The organism is Vibrio sp. D401a (assembly GCF_030248515.1).
GTDB classification, from domain to species: Bacteria; Pseudomonadota; Gammaproteobacteria; order Enterobacterales; family Vibrionaceae; genus Vibrio; species Vibrio rotiferianus.
Map to the genome: position 1 here is coordinate 24,357 of NZ_JAHGAI010000035.1, position 19,841 is coordinate 44,197.

General features: G+C 42.7%; 22 protein-coding genes and 1 tRNA gene. 12 read left to right on the top strand and 11 right to left on the bottom strand.

Annotated elements, in window-relative coordinates; genetic code table 11:
* Positions 1 to 5: 5 nt before the first annotated feature.
* From KIV41_RS14170 to KIV41_RS14180, 3 genes are all read right to left on the bottom strand, one after another.
* Positions 6 to 902 (bottom strand): MbnP family copper-binding protein, encoded by an 897-nt coding sequence (locus tag KIV41_RS14170; RefSeq protein ID WP_252041828.1) that lies wholly within the window; start codon positions 900 to 902, stop codon positions 6 to 8.
* Between the two features lie 168 nt (positions 903 to 1,070).
* Complete coding sequence (locus tag KIV41_RS14175; RefSeq protein WP_373417611.1) at positions 1,071 to 1,523, bottom strand: hypothetical protein; 453 nt, start codon at positions 1,521 to 1,523, stop codon at positions 1,071 to 1,073.
* Positions 1,524 to 1,713: 190 nt separating this feature from the next.
* Positions 1,714 to 2,325, bottom strand: a complete 612-nt coding sequence (locus KIV41_RS14180) for a YecA family protein (RefSeq protein ID WP_088881063.1) — start codon at positions 2,323 to 2,325, stop codon at positions 1,714 to 1,716.
* Between the two features lie 53 nt (positions 2,326 to 2,378).
* Between KIV41_RS14180 and KIV41_RS14185 the strand changes: the two genes are divergently transcribed.
* The 4 genes from KIV41_RS14185 to KIV41_RS14200 all read left to right on the top strand — a co-directional run bounded on the left by KIV41_RS14185 (position 2,379) and on the right by KIV41_RS14200 (position 7,423).
* Positions 2,379 to 4,799: a hybrid sensor histidine kinase/response regulator gene (locus tag KIV41_RS14185; RefSeq protein WP_285336965.1), complete on the top strand. Its 2,421-nt coding sequence runs from the start codon at positions 2,379 to 2,381 to the stop codon at positions 4,797 to 4,799.
* Positions 4,800 to 5,177: 378 nt separating this feature from the next.
* Positions 5,178 to 5,627 (top strand): L-alanine exporter AlaE, encoded by a 450-nt coding sequence (locus tag KIV41_RS14190; protein WP_285336825.1) that lies wholly within the window; start codon positions 5,178 to 5,180, stop codon positions 5,625 to 5,627.
* 144 nt (positions 5,628 to 5,771) lie between these two features.
* A tRNA-Ser gene (locus KIV41_RS14195) sits at positions 5,772 to 5,859 on the top strand.
* A 325-nt stretch (positions 5,860 to 6,184) separates the two neighbouring features.
* Positions 6,185 to 7,423, top strand: a complete 1,239-nt coding sequence (locus KIV41_RS14200) for a tyrosine-type recombinase/integrase (protein ID WP_047513263.1) — start codon at positions 6,185 to 6,187, stop codon at positions 7,421 to 7,423.
* Positions 7,424 to 7,493: 70 nt separating this feature from the next.
* Here the strand turns inward: KIV41_RS14200 and KIV41_RS14205 are convergent, their stop codons facing one another.
* Both KIV41_RS14205 and KIV41_RS14210 read right to left on the bottom strand, forming a co-directional pair.
* Positions 7,494 to 8,216, bottom strand: a complete 723-nt coding sequence (locus KIV41_RS14205) for an NYN domain-containing protein (RefSeq protein ID WP_285336827.1) — start codon at positions 8,214 to 8,216, stop codon at positions 7,494 to 7,496.
* Between the two features lie 69 nt (positions 8,217 to 8,285).
* Entirely contained in the window at positions 8,286 to 10,157 is a 1,872-nt protein-coding gene (locus KIV41_RS14210; protein WP_285336828.1) for a hypothetical protein, read from the bottom strand.
* Between the two features lie 378 nt (positions 10,158 to 10,535).
* Between KIV41_RS14210 and KIV41_RS14215 the strand changes: the two genes are divergently transcribed.
* The 5 genes from KIV41_RS14215 to KIV41_RS14235 all read left to right on the top strand — a co-directional run bounded on the left by KIV41_RS14215 (position 10,536) and on the right by KIV41_RS14235 (position 14,637).
* Positions 10,536 to 11,609: a hypothetical protein gene (locus tag KIV41_RS14215; protein ID WP_285336830.1), complete on the top strand. Its 1,074-nt coding sequence runs from the start codon at positions 10,536 to 10,538 to the stop codon at positions 11,607 to 11,609.
* Positions 11,610 to 11,753: 144 nt separating this feature from the next.
* Positions 11,754 to 11,990: an AlpA family transcriptional regulator gene (locus KIV41_RS14220; RefSeq protein WP_071235683.1), complete on the top strand. Its 237-nt coding sequence runs from the start codon at positions 11,754 to 11,756 to the stop codon at positions 11,988 to 11,990.
* A gap of 37 nt (positions 11,991 to 12,027) precedes the next feature.
* A complete protein-coding gene (locus tag KIV41_RS14225) occupies positions 12,028 to 13,506 on the top strand; it encodes a YfjI family protein (RefSeq protein ID WP_285336831.1) in 1,479 nt (492 codons plus the stop codon).
* Positions 13,507 to 13,537: 31 nt separating this feature from the next.
* A complete protein-coding gene (locus tag KIV41_RS14230) occupies positions 13,538 to 13,777 on the top strand; it encodes an AlpA family transcriptional regulator (protein WP_285336832.1) in 240 nt (79 codons plus the stop codon).
* Between the two features lie 203 nt (positions 13,778 to 13,980).
* A complete protein-coding gene (locus KIV41_RS14235) occupies positions 13,981 to 14,637 on the top strand; it encodes an inovirus-type Gp2 protein (protein ID WP_285336833.1) in 657 nt (218 codons plus the stop codon).
* A 72-nt stretch (positions 14,638 to 14,709) separates the two neighbouring features.
* Here KIV41_RS14235 and KIV41_RS14240 read toward each other — a convergent pair whose 3' ends face one another.
* Positions 14,710 to 14,874 (bottom strand): hypothetical protein, encoded by a 165-nt coding sequence (locus KIV41_RS14240; RefSeq protein ID WP_285336834.1) that lies wholly within the window; start codon positions 14,872 to 14,874, stop codon positions 14,710 to 14,712.
* Between the two features lie 245 nt (positions 14,875 to 15,119).
* Positions 15,120 to 15,404, bottom strand: a complete 285-nt coding sequence (locus KIV41_RS14245; protein WP_285336835.1) for a hypothetical protein — start codon at positions 15,402 to 15,404, stop codon at positions 15,120 to 15,122.
* A gap of 104 nt (positions 15,405 to 15,508) precedes the next feature.
* On the opposite strand from KIV41_RS14245, the gene KIV41_RS14250 reads away from it, so the two are divergent.
* Positions 15,509 to 15,745, top strand: coding sequence for a hypothetical protein (locus KIV41_RS14250; protein WP_285336837.1), 237 nt, complete (start codon positions 15,509 to 15,511; stop codon positions 15,743 to 15,745).
* Between the two features lie 31 nt (positions 15,746 to 15,776).
* Here KIV41_RS14250 and KIV41_RS14255 read toward each other — a convergent pair whose 3' ends face one another.
* The 4 genes from KIV41_RS14255 to radC all read right to left on the bottom strand — a co-directional run bounded on the left by KIV41_RS14255 (position 15,777) and on the right by radC (position 18,456).
* Complete coding sequence (locus KIV41_RS14255; protein WP_285336839.1) at positions 15,777 to 16,547, bottom strand: hypothetical protein; 771 nt, start codon at positions 16,545 to 16,547, stop codon at positions 15,777 to 15,779.
* A 485-nt stretch (positions 16,548 to 17,032) separates the two neighbouring features.
* Positions 17,033 to 17,470 carry a DUF2787 family protein gene (locus KIV41_RS14260; RefSeq protein ID WP_285336841.1) on the bottom strand — a complete coding sequence of 146 codons (438 nt, stop codon included), beginning with the start codon at positions 17,468 to 17,470 and terminating at the stop codon, positions 17,033 to 17,035.
* A 72-nt stretch (positions 17,471 to 17,542) separates the two neighbouring features.
* Positions 17,543 to 17,983, bottom strand: a complete 441-nt coding sequence (locus KIV41_RS14265) for a DUF2787 family protein (protein WP_285336842.1) — start codon at positions 17,981 to 17,983, stop codon at positions 17,543 to 17,545.
* Positions 17,980 to 18,456 (bottom strand): DNA repair protein RadC, encoded by a 477-nt coding sequence (radC, locus tag KIV41_RS14270; protein ID WP_213868346.1) that lies wholly within the window; start codon positions 18,454 to 18,456, stop codon positions 17,980 to 17,982. Before radC ends, KIV41_RS14265 begins: the two co-directional genes overlap by 4 nt.
* A gap of 268 nt (positions 18,457 to 18,724) precedes the next feature.
* On the opposite strand from radC, the gene KIV41_RS14275 reads away from it, so the two are divergent.
* Entirely contained in the window at positions 18,725 to 18,928 is a 204-nt protein-coding gene (locus KIV41_RS14275; RefSeq protein WP_285336845.1) for an AlpA family transcriptional regulator, read from the top strand.
* Positions 18,929 to 18,991: 63 nt separating this feature from the next.
* The gene (locus KIV41_RS14280; protein ID WP_285336846.1) at positions 18,992 to 19,840 is read left to right on the top strand and encodes an HNH endonuclease; all 849 of its coding nucleotides are present in this window, start codon (positions 18,992 to 18,994) and stop codon (positions 19,838 to 19,840) included.
* Position 19,841: the final 1 nt, after the last annotated feature.

Consider the following 19,841-nt stretch of genomic DNA (forward strand, 5'->3'; position numbering starts at 1 on the left):
AACAATTACTCCACTGAAACCCAAGCTTGAGAGCTACTACAGTTACCAGCAGTGCATTCGCCGGTCTCCAAATCTAGACCTAAGTTGTCATAGATGCCTTGGCAATCAGGGTCTGTGCTAGACGACATACAACCAGGAGGCGTATTTGGGGTATTAAAGGTAATGTCGTTGTTAGCGACTAGGCGCTGATAATCGAACACAATCACATTGGTTGCGGCGTCGAAGTCATCAAATTGGTAGATTGGTCGATTTGGACGAGACGAGGCACAATCGATGGTTTCCTGTGTCGCATCCACGACTTCACAGCCTGTGGTTCCCAAATGAATATTCCAACCATTCACATCCATACGCAGATGCTTATGCCCGTTTTGCCAGCTCCAGTTCATGCCCATTACATCCAATGGTGAGATAGCGTCGTCGCCGTCAATCCCGTAGTGGTTGAGCGCGGCAGGAACGCCTAAGGTAAAGCGAACCCCAGTATAGTTACCTTGGGGTATTTGACCTTTGATTTGATGGTTAAGTGCTGCATTACCATTTGCACAGCTGTCCGAGCCAGTTTCAAAGTCTAACAGTGCAACGTTTTTGTATTGCCATTTGCCATCTTGAATCAGCTCAAGAGGGGTTGCTACGCCATTGTTGTCAAGCAACTCGACTTCAGAAAGGTACATACGGACATCTTTAAACTCTGGGTTTGTATTGGCAGTGCCTGCAATTGCATTTTCCATCAGTTGACACTGAATGTCTTGTTGACCAACACGAGCTTTAAATTCAAGCGTGACATTTTGTAGTGAGGTTTCTGGGGTTGTCGTTGAGTTAGAGTCAGAACCGCCACCACATGCGGCGAGTAACCCGCAACTGATTGTGGTAAATAGAGGCTTTGCAGTTGAAATACGGTTGAACATAGACTTTCCTTTCTAATTATTTTCGCAAGTCAGATTTGAATTCCAAAAAAAGTACGTGCGAATTTGTGCCGCTGTTTTGGTTAAACGCGGTCATTGATACCCAAGCATTTCGAGGCTACTTAGGTGTGTTGTTATTTGAATTATTTTTATCGACGTAGGATCGTCGAATTAAGCAAGGAAAGTCTGAGGTGGGGATTGTTTTGGCGCGAGAGCAAGGTAAAGCTTTTGCTGGCACTGAATAGGTAAATCGGTATTAAAGCGCGGAGTAACGCGACTAAGCCAAAGAATGATAGCCGCTAGAATCATCGCCATGATAGCGATAACGAACTGGCACACATCCAGTAAAGGGCAACTGAACTTTAATGGATCGTGAATCTCACTATCCGGTGAAATAGACATGGCGTTGTCGGCGATAAGCTCTTTAATGTCGACCCACTTAAAGCCTTTTGCAGTACAGAGTAGGACTTTTTCATCCTGAGCTTCAGATAACCAGTTGTTGTTATGAACTTGTGATGGGTTAAGTGCTACGGTTGCCAACAGGTAAATCTGAAACAGCAAAGCAGCAATGACATAAACTGCCATTACTTTTTGTTTTATATGCTGATTTCTTACTGTGTGCATTGCAACATTCAATTAACTAAATTCGGCGCGGATACTAACAAAGAAATTAAGGAATTGTAATGTTGTTTTTATAAAATGGTGACACCAATGGATTGTTCGAATGTTTTTGCTGCGGGTTTGAGAAAGGAAATGAGGAGAGGTGAATTGATAGAATAAGCCACTGAGAGTCAGTGGCTTTAATAAATTATGATTACTCTTGTTCTGCCAATGTGACGCCACGTTGCGTTAGGCCAGAAAGCATTACTGGCATCGCATTGAAGATCTCTTCAAATTGCTCTAAGCCTTCCATGCCTTGTTCTGCAAGAGTTGTGATAGTTGTTTCTGGATCGTAAAGCATGGTCAGAGATAGCAGCACACCGCCAAGTAATGCGCTGTCTTCACTATCTTCTGGCATTAAGGTTTCCCAATCATCACGAGCCAATTGCCATCCCTGAAGAACACCTTCACAGAAATCACGAGTTGCTTCCGTCACGATTTCACCTTCGTCCAGAGCGCAGCCTTCAGGCCATTGCCAACTGCCTTCCAATAATGCAGGACGAGTTTGGTTCCACATTTGAACAATCTCATCGATGTACTGTTCTAGCTGCTCTCCATCAGAGAAAGGTGCGGTCTCTTCACCACCCCAAAGGAATGGTAGCCATTCTTGAGGGTTCAGAACATTCGGCGCAGATGCCATTGCTGTTACGAAGCCTTGAGTTTTCGCTAGGTTTAGTAGTTTTCCATCAAGTTCTGGAAGAGAAAGGATGTCTTGTAGTTTCAAAATAGAATACCATTTGTTAATGGACTGGTTGATTGCGAATATCTTACCAATCAATTTTAGATAAATCGATATTAGGGATGGATTCGTTAACTGCTATGGAAATACGCTCCTCGTTAAGAAAGAAAAGTATCCTCGCATTAACAGTGTATTTGGGGTTCTTCATCGCAACTATTGGTAGTGTGGCCTATTTAGTGGTGGAGCCTCCTGTCCGTTCCAAACTCGAACAAAATCTAGATTTAAGAACTCAATTACTCGCTTCACAAATTGAGCAGCCTCTCACTAGCTCTATTGGGTTGGTGCAAAGCTTAGTCGGCCTCGGTCAGACAGGCTCACACCAAGTCAGCCTGGTAGATACCATTCCTCAACTACTTGCCGTTAGCGATGACATCATTGTCAGCGGAGGGCTGTGGCCTAAACCATTCTTAGACAATGAAGAATGGCGTTACACCAGTCTATTTTTCAATAAAAATGATGCTGGTGGTCTCGACCAGATCCAATCTTACAATAACCCTCAGACAGGAGGGTATGACAATGAGCCGTGGTATCAATCTGTGGCAGGAGCACCAGCAGGGGCTGTGAGCTGGTCAAGCGTATATATCGATACGTTTACACAAGTACAGATGATTACGGCTTCTTCGCCTTATTATCGCAATGGTGAGTTTGCAGGCGTAGCGACTGTCGACCTCTCTTTGGAAGCGTTATTCCAATTTATCCGTGAACACACCAATCAGTACTCTTTGGGAGTCGTGATCCGTGATGCGGATGAGCAGGTGATCGTTGAGCACAACTTCAATCTATCCAAAAATATCTATATCAGTGAGCTCGATTTTGGTGAGTTCAACTGGCAGCTTGATGTTGTTAACGCCAAAGTGAAAGTGGCGGATCAGGTGTTTGAACAAGTAATGAGTGTGGAACGCGGGATTATTCCATTTCTACTTCTTTGCGTATTAGTTGGCTATTACTTGCTTAATCGGTATATCGTGGAACCAATTGTGCGAATTGCCCAAAAGGTCGATGATTCTAAAACAGGCGGCATTATCGATATCAATTATGAAAGTGATGACGAGATTGGTCACCTGATCAGTAAGTTTAATGAAAAAACGGTTTACCTAGAGCGAGAGCGTGTGAAAGCACAAGCGTCAACCAACGCTAAAACCGCTTTTTTGGCCACCTTATCCCACGAGATTCGTACACCAATGAACGGTGTTTTGGGTACCGCTCAAATCCTGCTTAAAACGCCGTTAAATGATGAGCAGCGTAAGCACCTCAATACGCTTTACGATTCTGGTGATCATATGATGACACTGCTCAACGAGATTTTGGATTACTCGAAAATAGAGCAAGGTCATATTGAGCTTGAGCACACACCATTCCCGATAGAATCCATTCTGGGCAGTATCAATAGTGTTTACCATACACTTTGTGCCGAAAAAGGCTTACAGTTCAAAATTACCTCAAACCTGCCTCATGGTCGTTGGTACAACAATGACAAAGCGCGATTAAGGCAAGTTTTGTTTAACTTGTTGAATAATGCAGTGAAATTTACTGACTCCGGATATGTGGAAGTTGAACTTGACGAAAAGCAGGATGATGGCGCTAACAAGCTGATCATCAGCGTAAAAGATACAGGCATTGGTATTTCATCCGATGCACAAGCGAGGATCTTCCGTCCATTCGAGCAAGCAGAATCTTCCACAACTCGTCGCTATGGTGGTACTGGCCTCGGTTTAGCGATAGTGAAACAGATTGCTGAACATATGGGAGGTGGGGTTTATGTACAGAGCAGGGAAGGTGTCGGTACCAAATTCACCGTTGAGTTGAAGCTTGAGTCCTGTGAGCCCGGTAAACTTGAAACGACAAATCGACACAAAATCAACTGTGAGGGGCTTAGAGCCCTTATTGTTGAAGATAATCGAACGAACACCATTATCATGGAAAGCTTCTTAAAAGATAAAGGCTTCGAATGTACCGCTGTAGAAAATGGTCAGCAGGCAGTCGATATTACGCTGAAGCAACAGTTCGACTTAATTTTAATGGACAACCATATGCCAGTTCTTGATGGTATTGGCGCAATATCTGTCATTAGGAACTCTCAATCCGTTTCTAAGTCGGTGCTGATTTTTGGATGTACCGCAGATGTGTTCAAAGAAACTCAAGAAAGAATGATGGGGGTAGGCGCTGATCATATTATCGCGAAACCTATTGTTGAATCAGAACTGGACGACGCGCTATATCGTCACTCTCAACGGCTTTATCAATATCACCCTGAAGGCATTCAATCTTCAGATAAACCACTAAACACGGAGTCATTGTTGCTTGAGTTCTACGTTGCGCTAGAAGACAGTGATTTAGAGGGAGCTAGCCAAACACTGGCAAGGATTCATGCTTCTGTTCCTCAGAGCTTGCAGCTACAGCTCGCAGAATTAGCGGAAAGTATCGAGTCCTACTTGTCGCAAGCGCAGCCACCCAAGCAAGAAGATATAGACAGCTTAACCGTATTGTTAGCAGACCTGTAAGACACAAGGATGCCCGCTTTATAGTGATTATCCTGATTTCCTCATGCTAAGCAGCATGAGGCGATCTTTTTTCCGCTCACCTGCCATATTTACAACTACTTTTCTTGTGTTTTTCCTCATCTAAGTTCTTATTAAGTAATTAAATTACGTTATTTAACTCCATTTTGGTGCGGTTTTTTGGCTAGAGTTCCTGTTTTTAGTGATTTTGACTACTTTGGGTTTTGAAAGTAGTCATTAATTTACCTCTGCATTTTAAAAACGAGATCATAAACTGCAATTGTTGTGCTCTAATGGCGATATGAACTGCTATGTCGCTTTTGATGTAGTGAAAGATTTTATAGATGTCACTTAAATTGGTGTTTGATTTTAGAGGTTGTAATGAGGGCTCGTGGACCATTCTGTATTCGTAATGCAGCAGCAGATACTTTCGCTATGGTGGTTTTTTGTTTTATCACCGGGATGATCATCGAGATTTTGATCTCGGGTATGACGTTCGAGCAGTCTCTGGCATCACGTACATTGTCTATTCCAGTCAATATCGCGATTGCTTGGCCTTATGGCATGTTCCGTGATTGGGTATTGCGCCAAGGCAACAAGCTTTCACCTTCATCATTTATGAAGAATGTCTCTGACTTGGTAGCCTACGTATTATTCCAATCACCAGTCTATGCTGGCATCTTATTCGCGGTAGGCGCTTCTACTGATCAAATCATTACAGCAGTAGCGAGTAATGCGGTTGTGTCTTGTGGTATGGGCGTACTTTACGGTTACTTCCTTGACCAATGCCGCCGTTGGTTCCGCGTTCCTGGTTACTATCAAGAGGCGTAATTGTCCCTGTTTTGCACAATTTAGCTAGATAGTGAGCAAACAAACGCAAAAGGGCGCTTTTTTTCATGTTTAGCCTTGACCATCAGGCACATAATCATTAAATTAGCGCCTCGTTAGCCAATGATGCTAACCACAATTTGATTCGGTGAGTTGTCCGAGTGGCTGAAGGAGCACGCCTGGAAAGTGTGTATACGGCAACGTATCGAGAGTTCGAATCTCTCACTCACCGCCACATTCTTGAAGAAAGACGTCCTAGGACGTCTTTTTTTATGCCTATTATACTTCTAAATCAATAAGTTATCGTCCGATAACGTCCAAAGATGTCCTAGTTCGTTCGCCATTTTGGGGTATGACAAAGTGTATGTTTTAATCTTTCCCGACTTCGGGAATATACCATTTGAACCTGATTTGCTTAGCTCCTATTCAAGTGATTAGGAACTTAGGAATTACATGAGTTACAGCTTTTATTCTCCATAAATCAATAGCTTAGGGTCAAGTGGTATGACGCGAAAAACTTAACTTTTTTTGAGTGTAGCTTAGTCATACCAGGGGGCAATATGTCGCACTTAATACATCGTCTGAAAGACAAGGAAATCGAACAAGCACAGGGCCGAGATCGAATCTATCGTTTACCTGATGGCGGTGGTCTCTATCTACTGGTGAAACCCAACAACCTCAAATACTGGGAGTTTCGTTACACAAAGCCAGGTACAAAAAACAGAACCTTCTTGGGATTGGGTAGCCTAGACATGCTCAATGTTGATGGTGCTCGTGACAAAGCGTTTGAGATGCGCAAACTTCTGAAGGAAGGTATTGACCCTAAATTAGACAGGATCGAGAAGAGGACCCAGATTCAACAAGAGCAAGCTTGTACATTCAAGTCAGTCGCTGATGAATGGGTTAAGACCAAGACGAAACTAAAACCTAAGACCGTCCAAGGTAACTGGAGAAAGCTCGAGCTTTATGCTTTTCCTAAGTTCGGTGAGATCCCGGTTAAGTCACTGACGCCAATAATAGTTCAGGAAGCGTTTAGGCCCATTGCTCGTAGAGGCAAGCTGGAGACAGTAAAACGCACCATCCAGTTGGTAAATGAAATCATGCGCTTTGCCATCAATAGCGGTTTGATCCAACACAACGTTTTATCTGGAGTTGGAGAAACTTTTGCTTCTCCTGATGTGAAACACATGGCGGCACTTAAACCTGATGAACTAACAGAGTTACTACAGACAGTTGCAACTGCAAATATGCAGCTGGCTACCAAATGTTTAATTGAGTGGCAGCTGCACACCATGACTAGACCAAGTGAAGCAGCTGGTGCTCGCTGGGATGAGATTGACATAGAAAATCGACTCTGGATTATTCCAGACACACGGATGAAAATGAAACGTGAACATCGCATTCCATTGACCGATCAGACTATCGCCATACTGGAGCGCATACATCCAATTAGTGGGCATAGGGTACATGTCTTCCCCTCTATGCGCTTCCCCAAGCGGTCTATTGACTCTGAGACTATAAACAAGGCGTTGGGGCGTATTGGATTCAAAGATCGCACTACCGCGCATGGCATGCGCTCTCTCGCCAGTACGACGTTGAATGAAAGAGGTTTTGACCCGGATATCATTGAGGCTGCTTTGGCTCACCAGGATCGAAATGCTATTCGTGCCGCTTACAATCGGACAGATTATCTGGAACGTCGACGAAAAATGATGGAGTGGTGGAGTAGTTATATTGATGATGCAGCAGTAGGTTCATTGTCAGTAACAGGTGCTGTACATTTAAGAGCGATCGGTTGAATTCATGGTAAATAGCAATTTAGGGCTTAGCTGTAAAGCCCTAAACTGTTTCCATTTTTACTTCTGCTAACTACACGCCGATTTCAGTAATACGATTTTCACCAGTGGGAAGGCTTTCTAGTTTGACATAGCCTTTTTGCTCCATGTGATTGATGAAATTCATGAAGGTTTTGAATTCCGTATTATTCACTTGAAAACTTGGGTCTAGAGCTTTCATCCTGTCATTAGCAATGGAAACGTTGCTTGGAAGTTTGCTCTGGTTCATATTCCTGACGGCGCTGATAAAAAGCTTATCAAGGTTGCCCACTACAGAAATATCTTTCTTTGGAAGGAAATCTTCGACGAACAATAAGTTGTCGAATGACTTAGCGATAATCGCTCTATCTTTGTCGGATTTTTTGCAGACTAACCATACTTCTCTACCGAACTTTCTCAGTTTATCTGCGATTACAGTAAAGTCAGAATCTGTGGTCATAAAGCAATATCTATCAACTCTCGGGTTATCAAGGTGCAGACTTTCAAAGGCATCCAAGCTGAGTAACAAATCCGCTCTGTTCTTCTCTTTACCAATTTTTGGCGTGTCAATAATATTGAAATTATGCTCTAAGATTTGAGTTTTCAGTGATTTCTTTGCTGTCGCTTGGTTCCCATAAGCCGACTTAATTGTGAATATACAGTTGTACTCGTCGTCAGCGCTGAGGAAAGAATTCATTACTTCTTCAAGCTGAAAGTCGCTAGCTGCTATGTTTTCCATATCAATGTAAACAGCGATATTAAAGTTTTTCTTTTTCATCAAGTTGTGTCCCGGAAATAAATTCATGAAGGGGTTAACTAGGCAGCGACTTACCCACTGCCTTAACTGTTAGTGTTTTTTCAGCTCGTAACAGAGCCTGAAGCCTGTCTTCATGCCTTTGTATTTTCCGGTTGAATCTTGAGGTCCACTTGCCCTCAACACGTAATCGTCCATATAGAACGAAGTGAGGCTAGCTGAGCGGATCTGAACCCCTTCTAGTAGCCACTCACAAAAGAAATTTGAATCAATAAATCGCAATCCGTTCTCTTCGATATTGTGAAGAGGTTTTGGAAAGCGAAGGTGCAAGTTGTCAAAGTCATTTTGAGCCATGTAGGGTGGGTGAGAATCATACTTCTCACCTGATGTGCTGATGAATGTCATGTCACTGTCTTGACCACGTTTTGGTTCTGACCAGTTTTCTCCTCTCAATGACTTGTATTCTGAGTAGCTAAGAATACGAAGAGGAACCCCCGTTTGTTTCTCCAACCAGTTAATGTAGGCTAGGACGTCAAAAAATGTACATGATGCTGGCAGAGTGATATCACTCTCGCTATTGATTGGGGCAAGTGAATCACCTTGACGGTTTTTGCTGTATTCTGCGTTTTCTTTTAGGAAGTTGATCAGGTCACCAATCGTTATGAGTTCGGAGACCATCATTTCTTTTTCATCGATGGATACTTGTTTGAAGCCATCTAGACGAACGTTAGAACTTCTATGCTCTGGGTGATAAACCCCTTTATATTGATAGTACTCACGTAATATGGTCTGAATGCCGGGGTAGTTGGACACCGTGCCACCATTAAGATAGTAGTGCTTTTCTGAGTTATGTCCGTCTAGTTCTCTATTACCTTCATATTCGAAGTAGTACCAACGCTCAAAGCGGTAATCTTCGATGAAGCTTGGAATATCAGCTCGTTTCAAATTGTTCCCAAATAGCTGATGGTTGAACACTTTGCCACGTTGATTTTTGATGACAAAATCATAGTTACCGCGAGCATCTGACAAGAAAATCAAATTCTCATTGTAAGGCAGAACATTGACCCAGCCGGCGTTGCCTTCGCCTATGCGTTTAGTTAGTAACAGTTGCAGGTATTTGTCCGAATTTAAATCTCTTTCAACATTTTCAGTTGGAACTGTATTTGGGGCATAAAGCTTTATGTATTCTGACGGTGAAGGAATATCTGTTAAAGAGTTTCCGAGAAGATGGTAAATACTACTAGACCCGTTTCGGTTTTTTAGAAGGATGAGATCTAAAATCTTCACAGAGACCTGTTGGTATCGTTTTTCCCTTTTCTTTGGTTCTGTCTCTTTGTTGTTTAGAAAATCCAAGAAGTTAGGGAGGCCCGTTTGATCCAATAAACGCACTGTAATTTCTGTTGTTACATCGAGTTTAAGCAAATACTGTTGACGGTCAGATAGGTGAGAAATATCAAAATTATCGTCTATTGCTCGCTTGATATGATAATTGCCTAATATAATATCAGACCAGTCACTATCTTCATTGAGAGCGTCGTATAAGTCTTGACTGTGCCAACTAATTGGACCAGAAAAGTCAAAATCATGCCCGGTGAACAGCTTCTTAGGAGTGGGTCCTTCAAAGAAGAATAGTCGTTCAGAAACCTGCTGGTGGCTGAAAGGGAAATACAAATTGTAATCACCGTCTTTCGTGTGCTTGAGAAGATTTTTGCGTTTTCTAAGGTTATGTTTGGCCATAAACGGAAGTAAGCTTCCGTTGTACTCTTTCTCGTAAGCGGCAAATCCACCAGTTATTCCAAGACGTTTAGCAATGGCGTTTAGTTTTGTTGTATGAGTGATTTTTTCACGGTCACGCGATGTTCTTTTCGCAGAGATTTTGAGTTCTGCTGGAGACAGTCCTGTTAAGGGAACAATATGGAATTTCTCTAACGGGATGTATGTAGTTGGGATTGAGTTATTAGTCATTCTAAAACCTTTAAAAATAAGCAAGCCCCATCACAGTTTAGTGACGGCGTACTTCCGGCTATAAGGTCCGAGAATGATGGTTTGATCGTGAGTGGTAGTGTCTTTTTCTTCAACGATGTGAGTGCTTTGTTTTGTAAGAAGTACATTACAAACCGCAGGTAAGCCTCAGCCCTTTGCATATAACCTAAATTGAAACATTGGCTAAGTCAATAGATTGTTCGTGTTAATCTCCATCACTTATTTGTTTTCCAAACTACTCTCTGGAATTGTCACTGTTAGTCGAGTTAGTGCTTTTTATGACTTATAAAACATTAAGTTGCTGCTATTTCTGCTACTAATAGCAACAAATAGCTATAGTTTTTAAGGGCAGAGAGCTACATGATGAAAAGACTCCATCGACTTGATGAAGTAGATTCGGATACTTCAATTGGTGACAAGTTGAGGAAGTGTCTTGAGCTTGACATTCCGGTGCTAATCCAAGTTCCGGCATCAATGGATGTATGGGCGATAGACCCAAAGTTAAATCAGTTAACGAAAAAGGATGTTGTTTTAAGTGAGTCAAACGTTGTTACGCAGCTTCCGCTAAGAATTCATCTCTTAGATGGGCAATCTCTTTCTCCTTCAGAGAAACCTCATATTCACACTTCGGATTTGGCAGCATCAACAAAGTTAGCTCATGTCGAATACTTGCAGTTGAAGCATGGCGATATCTCCAGGTTACTGGCGCTTCATCAGCTGGAGCTTAGTAAGTTTGATGCTGTTTTCGTTTACGATAACGATACTCGTGAATACAGTTTGTGCAAGTCTGTACCTGTATCAAGATACAGTTTTAGTATCGACGAAACTGATAGCCGAGCGAATCTTGAAAGCGCTCTAATAGGAAAGATCAAGTTTTCGGATCGAGAGTTGGATTATGTGCTTTGTAACCAATACAGCGGAGAGGAACAGTATAATCACCCGGTTGATATCATCGAAAATTGTTCTGTAACTCAGTCGGAATGTTGGATCTTGGAGGAGCATCTATCACTTTTAACCTTTGATAACTCTAGCTATGAAACTAGTCGATTTTTTCTGGAACCTAGGTTCCATATATCAACGGCATTCGTGGAGCTTTCAAAAGCTGCTTTTGAACTTCTGGAAATGGGTAAAAAGCCTATATCTGGTGGAACATCTGGCTACTTGGCCAGCAAGTATAAGTGTTTCAAGCCAAAGTATGTCAGAGAAGGGGGGACGTGGATCATCAATCGTAGTAAAAAAGAACCTGGAAACAATTACTTTGAGAAGCTGAAGGGGATTTTTGAAACATATTGGGCCGGAAAACACAACCAAGATAATGCTGAAGTGCGCAGAGTAACTCAAAACGTCATTTACATACTAGAGACAGAACTGGGGCTCAAGTCGAGCAGTGCCAACGGGGTTGAAATGATATTGAGACCGGATAAATACAAATAAATTAAAAAATTTTTTAGGAGTCTAGAGCCTTGTCTTTAAAGGCTTAGGGATTCCGTTTATAGGGATTTCCTATCGGTGGCTCCTTTTTCCTATTCCCTGACTTAGTGTTTACTTCTCCCATCAAATCAATTTGGGAGAAGCAATATGCAAAACCACCACACACCACTTTCAAACAAAATCCTTCGCTTGAAAGACATAGCGTTGCTGACCGGCCTGTCGCGGTCAACGATTTATGACAAGCAAAACCCTAAGTCCCCGCGGTTTGACTCTACATTTCCTCTGAAGATCCAGCTTGGGGCAAGAGCTGTTGGCTGGCGAGAAAAGGACATCATCGAGTGGATCAACTCTATGAGATGTGGGCCTACTCTGGGCACCAAATAGCAAGCAATTGTTCATCAAACCGAATGAGGAGGACATCGTGAATCACTATAGGTATCAATTTCCTATTGATGGAGGGTATACACCTAAGGTCGAATATTCAACGTTGATCACTAATGCGTTCAATGAGGCGAAGACAATAACTCAAGCACCAGATCCAATGGTGTACTTAGCAACCATGAGTGCTGTGTCCGTTGCTATGCAGGGCTTGATTGATGTTGAAATGCCAACGAGAAAGGTGGCACCGGTTTCTCTGATGTCATTAATAATTGCGGAATCTGGAGAGCGGAAGTCATCGTTAGAAAATTTACTTACGAAGGGGATTAAATCATTTCATAAGGAAAATGCTGAGGAATACCAAAACAAGTTAAAGGAGTACAAGATTAGAGAAGCGCTTTTCGAGAAGAGAAAAACTCAAATCGAAAAGTCATTTGATTTGGAAGATGAAGCATCTTTGGAGCTAATGGTTAGAGCTCTATTAGAGCATGAAAACAATGCTCCGCAGAAGCCTACGCTTGATGGTCTCAGCTTTGAGGACAGCACAATTGAGGCGTTGCTTAATGGATTAAGTGAACATATTCCTAATGCTTATCTTGGTTCTAGTGAAGGAGGAGTACTTTTAAATAGCCGAGTAATGTCCCACACAGCGAGCCTCAATGCCATATGGAGTGGCGATGAAGTAACGGTAAATAGGAAAACATCGGGTACTTTTACGCTGGAACAAGCTCGACTCACTATCAACATTATGACGCAATGGAGTGCGTTAGAACGATTTTTAACGAAGAACAAAGACGATGTTCGTGGCAATGGCTTCCTGTCTCGATTCCTAGTCTGCGCACCTCAATCAAATTGTGGTTTTAGGCAATCCAATGGTATTGAATACTCGTCGGCAAACCTTGCGGCCTTCAACAAAAGACTTAGCGAATTAATGTTTCAAGCGTCAGAGCTAACGGACTACAAAGCGAGGAGGGTTGTTCGGTTCTCTAATGAGGCAAAAAAAATCTGGCTTGATATCGCAAATGATATCGAATTCAAGATGGCGCCGGAAGGTGTTTTTGAGCATGTAAAAGATCACGCTTCCAAGCTACCTGAGAATATAGCTCGCTTAGCTGCACTCATTCATAGTTTTGATGACTTATCAGACAGCGAAATTTCTAAGGAAGCATTATTTGAGGCTATTGATCTCATCGCTTATTTCTCTAACGAGTTTATAAAAGTGTTTTCAGCTAAGCCTAAATATGAGATAGATGCTGAGAATTTGTATTATTGGTTCAGAGAACAAGCTGATATGGGAGTTAGATATATAAAGAGAAATAAGGTTCTTCAGTTTGGGCCAAATGAAACAAGGAAGAAAAAATCACTCGATATTGCTTTGGACTACCTTAAAACAATAGAGCCATTTGGGGAGATTCTAGTAAAGAAAACTAAGGTTATAGATTTGTTTCCCCATTGTTCACACGATGAAATTAAGCTCAAAGATGATTTGCTATTAGATATTGCACATCAATGGGATTATTAACGTTTTTACTCTTTAACGATGAGGATGTTGAATGAATTTGATTACGCTACATCAGGTTAAGAACTTAACAGGGCTTAGTAAAACGAGTATTTATAAGCTAATGAAAAACGGATGTTTTCCATTGAAAATTAAAATTGGGAGAAGGTCTAGTCGCTGGGTAGAGAGTGAGGTAATTGAATGGTCAAGGACAGAGCGGTTATTATCAAATTTCCCTGAAATAACGAATACCCAGAAAAGAATAAACTATGTCTTTAATGATGGGGATAAATAGAGAGTTGCTTGTCCTTAATTATTGCGTCATCTCTTTGTTCTTATTTTTAAATGATAACTGTTTTACCTGAATGGTGACTTCGGAAAAGGTTATTTACTATTAGGTTTTATCTTCTGTTAGTTTTTTGTTTCATGGTTATCTTTAAAAACTAAATTACTTTTATTCTAGGAATTATTATCCATTTTTAAACTGTTGGAGTTGGTATGTATTTCGAGCCATATCAAGGGACGCTATATTCTGGGCTAAGCCTTAATCGTAATTGTCAATTTAATGGAAGTTATTTAGAGTCTGTTCATCAGACATTGATAAACGCATTAAACGACCACAAGAGGACATTTCTGTTTCATGCGATATTGCGGTATCCAATCAACTGGTGTGTTGGTAGAGATGGTGCTATCAGTCGGTTTATCAGGGCATTCAAAGCCAAGGTTGAAGCCGATTTACAGAGTAAGCGTAGAGAAGGAAGGGTACCGCATCCGACTAGAGTTCGTTATGTCTGGGTTCGAGAGGTGAATGATTCTCAGAAAGAACACTATCATGTATTCATTTTGGTTAACAACGATACATATTACAGGCTGGGTCATCCCAACGCTTCTATGCCTGGCCAATTAAGCTGGATGGTCAGTACAGCATGGGCTAGCTCAATTGGATTAACGGAAGAGAGCGTTTCTGGGTTAGTCGAATTCTCAGGTTCCAAAAAGGTGGATGTTAAACGAATACCAGAGAGCCACCGGAAAGAACGTGATGGTGTTGTGCGCGACTCTTTTGAGTCTGCCTTTCACTGGATGACGTACATTTGCAAAATTCAGACGAAGCGATATGGAGATAATGAGAGAAACTTTGGGTGTAGTAGAAATTAAGAAGTTTTGCATGTGGGGAGTCATGCTCCCCTGTTAGATTTGGTGGACGCGAGGGTTACAGTTAAGGGTCGACTACTCGAGAAATGGTCCTTTAGCTGGATCGTGATTTGCTTCGTCTTCAATCGCTTGCCTTGCTTCAATCTCGTCCATGCCATTTTTAACGGCCTCTTTAACTCTTTGCTCCTTGTCTTCTTCGTACATTTCTTCTTGCTCAGCTATATCGATATCTTTTGTCACTAGGTTGATTCCTTTACAAAAAATTTAAGGAATAACATGTTAGCAGTGGTGATGTCCTACATTTGATGAGACCGGTCTAACTTTCGCAAAAAAGCCTTTTTCTTTAATAATATATGTCTCAAAAGAGACTAGTTTGGGATTGTCGTGGCAACGTTTAGATCTTGCCGCGCTACGCCCAGGTTTGTAGTGTGCACTCGTGACTAGGGACGTCCAAAAAACAGGGAGCATCACGCTCCCCGACATACTTACAAGCCAAACGCAATTAGCGCTTGCTTGTACTCTTGATTGATTTGTTGTTTGACCATTTCGCGACGCGCTTCTATCGGTGCAAGGTCTGAGATGGCCTGCGCTTTTTGTTCAAGGTTTGTTAGCTCCTCTGTTTTCCATTGTTTTAAAGTCAGTTCAATTTGAGCTGGTGTGAGCTCCTGCTTGATGGTTTCAACACTTAAACGCTCTATCGCGCTTTCAGCAAAAACGTTCGTAGATAGCACTACAGAAGCGATAACGATAGTTTTGATGATGGATTTCATAGTGTGTTCCTTATTAGCTAATGGATGAATAAATCATTGAATCAGTCAGTGACAACACGACAGGTTGTGCGCGGGATTTATTGTGGAAGGTGGGTGTGCGGGATATGCCTGAAAGCCATACTGAGGGGGCGGCCGCTCCCCTCGACTTGAGTTCCTTAGGTAAAGCGAAGACAAGGCACAATATCGAAGAGCTGGTACTTTCTGCCTTTGTAAGTCAGCCAGTGGAGTTTCGCTGGTTAACTTACGCGCCGACTCATCAAGTCTTGTGCTATGGCTCTGCGAGAATTAGGGAAGTAAGCAGCCCTGTGTACCCGCAGAAAGTTGAAACAGGTATAGAGTAAAACCTGCAGCGGCATTATTTGTCGGATCGGTTTAGTTTTCCGTTAGGTAACTATCTGAATCCAAGTCGATATGCTTACCGTAGAGCTCTGGTTGTAGAGAATACTGGTGAAGATCAAAGTTGGCGGGGTAGTCAAAGTGGAAGGTTAAAACCTTGACTTCTGCTACGTGGTGTAAAGCAATGTCGAATGTGTTGTCGTCTGACTGGTAGATAAGATGGAAAGATTGAATCGAGAGCAATAGGCCAAGTGGCATCATGTTTTCGATAGTCTCTCCAGTTTTTAAGGTAATGGTTATGAGCCGCTGATACGTTAAGGCTAACGAGAGCGGTTCAAAAATGGTGACCAACTCTTCAACTGTCTCAACTGGACAGAAAGTAGAATGGGTACCAGCCCTTGTACTTTCTCCTTGTTTTCGTTGTAAACCCGGATAACTGCGCTGGTGGTTGAGTATCGGTTGAAAAGCCGATTCAACGGTGTAGTGTAATTGGTCCGGAAGCACATCTGAGATCATGGCTTTGGCGAGCTCTAAAACGATGGACTCTCTTGGACCTAATACAAACTGACTCGTCAATCGGCGACTGTATCCGTATGGCTTGTTTCTCGTATCTTTGTCCACATCGAGATATTGCGCCACCACATCCAGATTGCGCTGTATGGTGCGGATGTCTCGTGTGATACCAACGTGGGACAATTCGGTTTGTAGTTCCTGAGCAGTGACTTTACGGCCTTTGGGGATGCGATGATACAGCTCAAAAGCGAAAGACAACTGCTCGGTGGTTGTGGGTTTACGTTTTGTTGTCATGGCGTTTGTGAATGGGCTTTATGCACTAGCTGGCAGAAAGCAGCACATGCTAATGATCAAAGCGGCAATACTTGCCTGATCGATCTTCAACGTTGCTCCTGATTTATCAGGGGCGTTTATGCCGATATGAATGGTGAACGGTGTTGTTCCTCCTTGGTTGTGCTGGGAATTCGAATTGTTTGAATTTTTTTACTCAAACTTAACTATATCTATGAGAGCAGTGAGTCATCACAGCTCTTGGCCTCAGTAGACAGACGTTTGCTGGGGTCAGGTGGGGGTATCAAAACGCTGGGGTCTCTATAAAGAGAGTGGAGCACGTTAGTGCGACATCCTTTTTCTTGGTTCTTCTTTTTGTTTAGAACCCGTTAGTAGGACAGTGTTAACTCTACTCAGAGTGAGATAGTGATTCTGTTTAAAGTCTGCTAACAGAGATGAGTAACAGGTGCCTTGTAACACCTGCTACTACTCAATAGACCTATTCAATGTCAGGATAGCTTTATCTCATCAAATGCATCCATCTCCAGATAAGACAAAAAGTTACTCTCCCAAAGCTGATAGAAATCATTCACGCCATAAGCATCGATGGCTTGCCAACCTACACCAGTTAAAAATGCCATGCTGTTGCCGATATCGAAATCGACATTACGTTCAAGCTCTGGATAGTAGGCATTCCCCATATAGGCGAAGTCAGTGATGTAGAGAATCGACCAACGCTGTGCACTGTCTTTCTGCATGGCAATTTCGACAGGATGAAAGCCACCAGCCTCAGCGTTGTAACTGGTATCACGAAAGTTCAGCGTAATGGCGGTAACGGAATCGTTAGCCTTGGTGTTGATGTGGTCTATCAGTACGGCTTGCATCCGAGGTGAGATAGACAAAGGGCATTTATTAAATAACGCTTTCGCGTGTGTAGTGGTAGACATCGCTACCTCCTTGTTAATGGGTGTGTAGTCAGGTTGTTGTGGTCGATGTGAAAATCGTTAGAATCGTATTGCTCAGAAGCGACTGACGACTGTCAGAGTCCGCGTGTCGAACTGGTTGTCTTGAAGGTGACCGATAAAGGCCTTAAGCCAAGCGATGAATAGCGCAATGACTTCCGGGCGGAATAATTCGCACCGTTCGATATCTGGTTGATAGAACCATCGGTACTTAAAGTTGAAGTACAGCGCGACATCGACGTTTTCTGCATTCTCATCCGGGTAATCAAAGGTAGCAATGAAGCGAAGCTCCCAAGGAGAGTCCTGAGTGGCTCGTTCAAGCTGTATCTCCACTGGCTGGATACCGCACCGTTCGGTGTAGAAGCTCGAGACCTTAAAGTTAAGGACCACACGTTTGCTGTCTTCTGGAATGTTGTAACAGCTCAGGATGAGCTCAGTGAGCTGGTGGAGACTTGCAAGCTGAAAGGCTGATGCCATCTCTTTTAAAGCATTGCTCATAGCATGCCTCCTTCCGTCATCGAGTAGCAGTCTTCGCCTACTACGATATGGTCCAGTATGCGAACATCTATCAGCGCCAATGCGTCCTTGAGTCTTTGCGTGATGCGCCTATCGGACTGTGATGGTGTGGCGTCTCCGGAAGGGTGATTGTGAGCCAGTATGACAGCGGCTGCATTCTTCTCTAGGCAGACTTTGACCACTTCTCTCGGGTAAACACTGGCGCTGTCTATCGTGCCGTAGAAGAGCTCATTGAACTCAATCAGGCGGTGCTGATTATCGAGAAGCATGAGAGCGAACACTTCCCGTTCATAGCTTCCCAGTCTGTACTTGATGTAATCCTTCGTTGCATTGGGATTGCAAAATACATCTCCTCTCATATATTTCTCCGCGATTATTTCAGCGGCTTTTTCCAATACTTGATGGGCAGAGACTGGCTCACGGAATGAATAGTGTCGGTTACTTGAATCGTGCATATAGAAACTCCTGTTAGTGGGTATACGCACTTGGATGATATGTACCTGAAATTTCTTTGAATCGACTAAATGCCTAGTCGTATTTAGCTGTGGAGAATAAACCTACTGGGACTTACTTAATCTATGTAGGGATGGGGGTAAGAAACAGGTTTTATGGTCTGGTGTTTATTTCAGCTGGGCCATTTTATTGAATGTGGACTTCCTCGGACGTCCCTATACCCCTAGCCGGGGCTTAACGTCTGTTGAAAACTAATATGAGGAAAATGAGATGAGGTTCTTGAGGTTAGACGAGGTGAGAGAGAAAACAGGTTTAAGTAAATCAGCTATTTACAACCAAATTAGAAAAGGAGAGTTTCCGGTAAGCGTGCCAATTGGGTCACGAACAGTCGCCTGGTTTGAAAGCGACATAAACGAATGGTTGGAATGGCGGGTACAGGTTCGAGATCGCGCTGTGAAAGGATTTTTTAGCTAATAAAGTCATATTTGGCTATAAACTTTACGTGGGCGGTCGTGGCAATTAACGTTGAGGTTATACATGAAAATTGGAAAGTTAGTACAGGCACTTCTGCCCAAGATACTGGAGTATTGTGAGCAAAAAAATCACAATGAGTTCGAGCGTCTTTGCGATGCTGATTACTCCAAGCGCAATTTTAACCTTAACTTTCCTTTTTTGATTCCAATCAGTAGCCTTCCTTCGGATTTATCCAAACGATACTGGACCAAAGTTTACTTGGTCCGTGGGCAAACTGTTCGTGCATGTAGCCAGTGGTTTGAAAAAGATGCGGTTTACTTTGTTAAATACTTAAAACGAATCGGCATCGACTATGACCAATCTCCGTTGGAGAGTGAGTCACTTGAATCAAGAACAACACTCTCGCACAAGCTATCAGCACCAACTGCCAGAGCCAATAGCCGCTACCGTGGTAATGCGATAGGCAATGCTCAAAACCTATTAGTGCGAAATATCCTTAGTAACCTTGGAACAGAGCAGTTTTCTAAAGAGGATTGGCAGGCAACCAAAGCCTACTTCAACCATCAATGTGCTTATTGTGGAGAGTCAAAGGAGCTGGTGATTGAGCACGCAATCCCTATTAATAAGGTTTACCTAGGAGAGCATCGACTTGGAAATCTGGTACCGAGCTGTAGAGAATGTAATAGCGCAAAAGCAAGCAAAGATTTTCGTGAGTTCCTAGAAGGGCGGGATGACAAGGTTAAGGCGATTGAATCTTATATGGACGAGAAAAACTACGTACCTCTTGAAAACAATGAGCAGGTATCAATGATTCTCGAGATGGCTTATCGAGAGGTTAGCACAGTGGCTGAGCGATATATCACAATAATCAACGAGCTGTTTGTTAGTAACGATGATTCTCAAGGGCTTTAAC

Coding starts and splice junctions, on each gene's coding strand:
- KIV41_RS14170 (WP_252041828.1), bottom strand. CDS start 902: ATGTTCAACCGTATTTCAACTGCAAAGCCTCTATTTACCACAATCAGT.
- KIV41_RS14175 (WP_373417611.1), bottom strand. CDS start 1,523: ATGCACACAGTAAGAAATCAGCATATAAAACAAAAAGTAATGGCAGTT.
- KIV41_RS14185 (WP_285336965.1), top strand. CDS start 2,379: ATGGAAATACGCTCCTCGTTAAGAAAGAAAAGTATCCTCGCATTAACA.
- KIV41_RS14190 (WP_285336825.1), top strand. CDS start 5,178: ATGAGGGCTCGTGGACCATTCTGTATTCGTAATGCAGCAGCAGATACT.
- KIV41_RS14200 (WP_047513263.1), top strand. CDS start 6,185: ATGTCGCACTTAATACATCGTCTGAAAGACAAGGAAATCGAACAAGCA.
- KIV41_RS14205 (WP_285336827.1), bottom strand. CDS start 8,216: ATGAAAAAGAAAAACTTTAATATCGCTGTTTACATTGATATGGAAAAC.
- KIV41_RS14210 (WP_285336828.1), bottom strand. CDS start 10,157: ATGACTAATAACTCAATCCCAACTACATACATCCCGTTAGAGAAATTC.
- KIV41_RS14215 (WP_285336830.1), top strand. CDS start 10,536: ATGATGAAAAGACTCCATCGACTTGATGAAGTAGATTCGGATACTTCA.
- KIV41_RS14220 (WP_071235683.1), top strand. CDS start 11,754: ATGCAAAACCACCACACACCACTTTCAAACAAAATCCTTCGCTTGAAA.
- KIV41_RS14230 (WP_285336832.1), top strand. CDS start 13,538: ATGAATTTGATTACGCTACATCAGGTTAAGAACTTAACAGGGCTTAGT.
- KIV41_RS14235 (WP_285336833.1), top strand. CDS start 13,981: ATGTATTTCGAGCCATATCAAGGGACGCTATATTCTGGGCTAAGCCTT.
- KIV41_RS14245 (WP_285336835.1), bottom strand. CDS start 15,404: ATGAAATCCATCATCAAAACTATCGTTATCGCTTCTGTAGTGCTATCT.
- KIV41_RS14250 (WP_285336837.1), top strand. CDS start 15,509: ATGCCTGAAAGCCATACTGAGGGGGCGGCCGCTCCCCTCGACTTGAGT.
- KIV41_RS14255 (WP_285336839.1), bottom strand. CDS start 16,547: ATGACAACAAAACGTAAACCCACAACCACCGAGCAGTTGTCTTTCGCT.
- KIV41_RS14260 (WP_285336841.1), bottom strand. CDS start 17,470: ATGTCTACCACTACACACGCGAAAGCGTTATTTAATAAATGCCCTTTG.
- KIV41_RS14265 (WP_285336842.1), bottom strand. CDS start 17,983: ATGAGCAATGCTTTAAAAGAGATGGCATCAGCCTTTCAGCTTGCAAGT.
- radC (WP_213868346.1), bottom strand. CDS start 18,456: ATGCACGATTCAAGTAACCGACACTATTCATTCCGTGAGCCAGTCTCT.
- KIV41_RS14275 (WP_285336845.1), top strand. CDS start 18,725: ATGAGGTTCTTGAGGTTAGACGAGGTGAGAGAGAAAACAGGTTTAAGT.
- KIV41_RS14280 (WP_285336846.1), top strand. CDS start 18,992: ATGAAAATTGGAAAGTTAGTACAGGCACTTCTGCCCAAGATACTGGAG.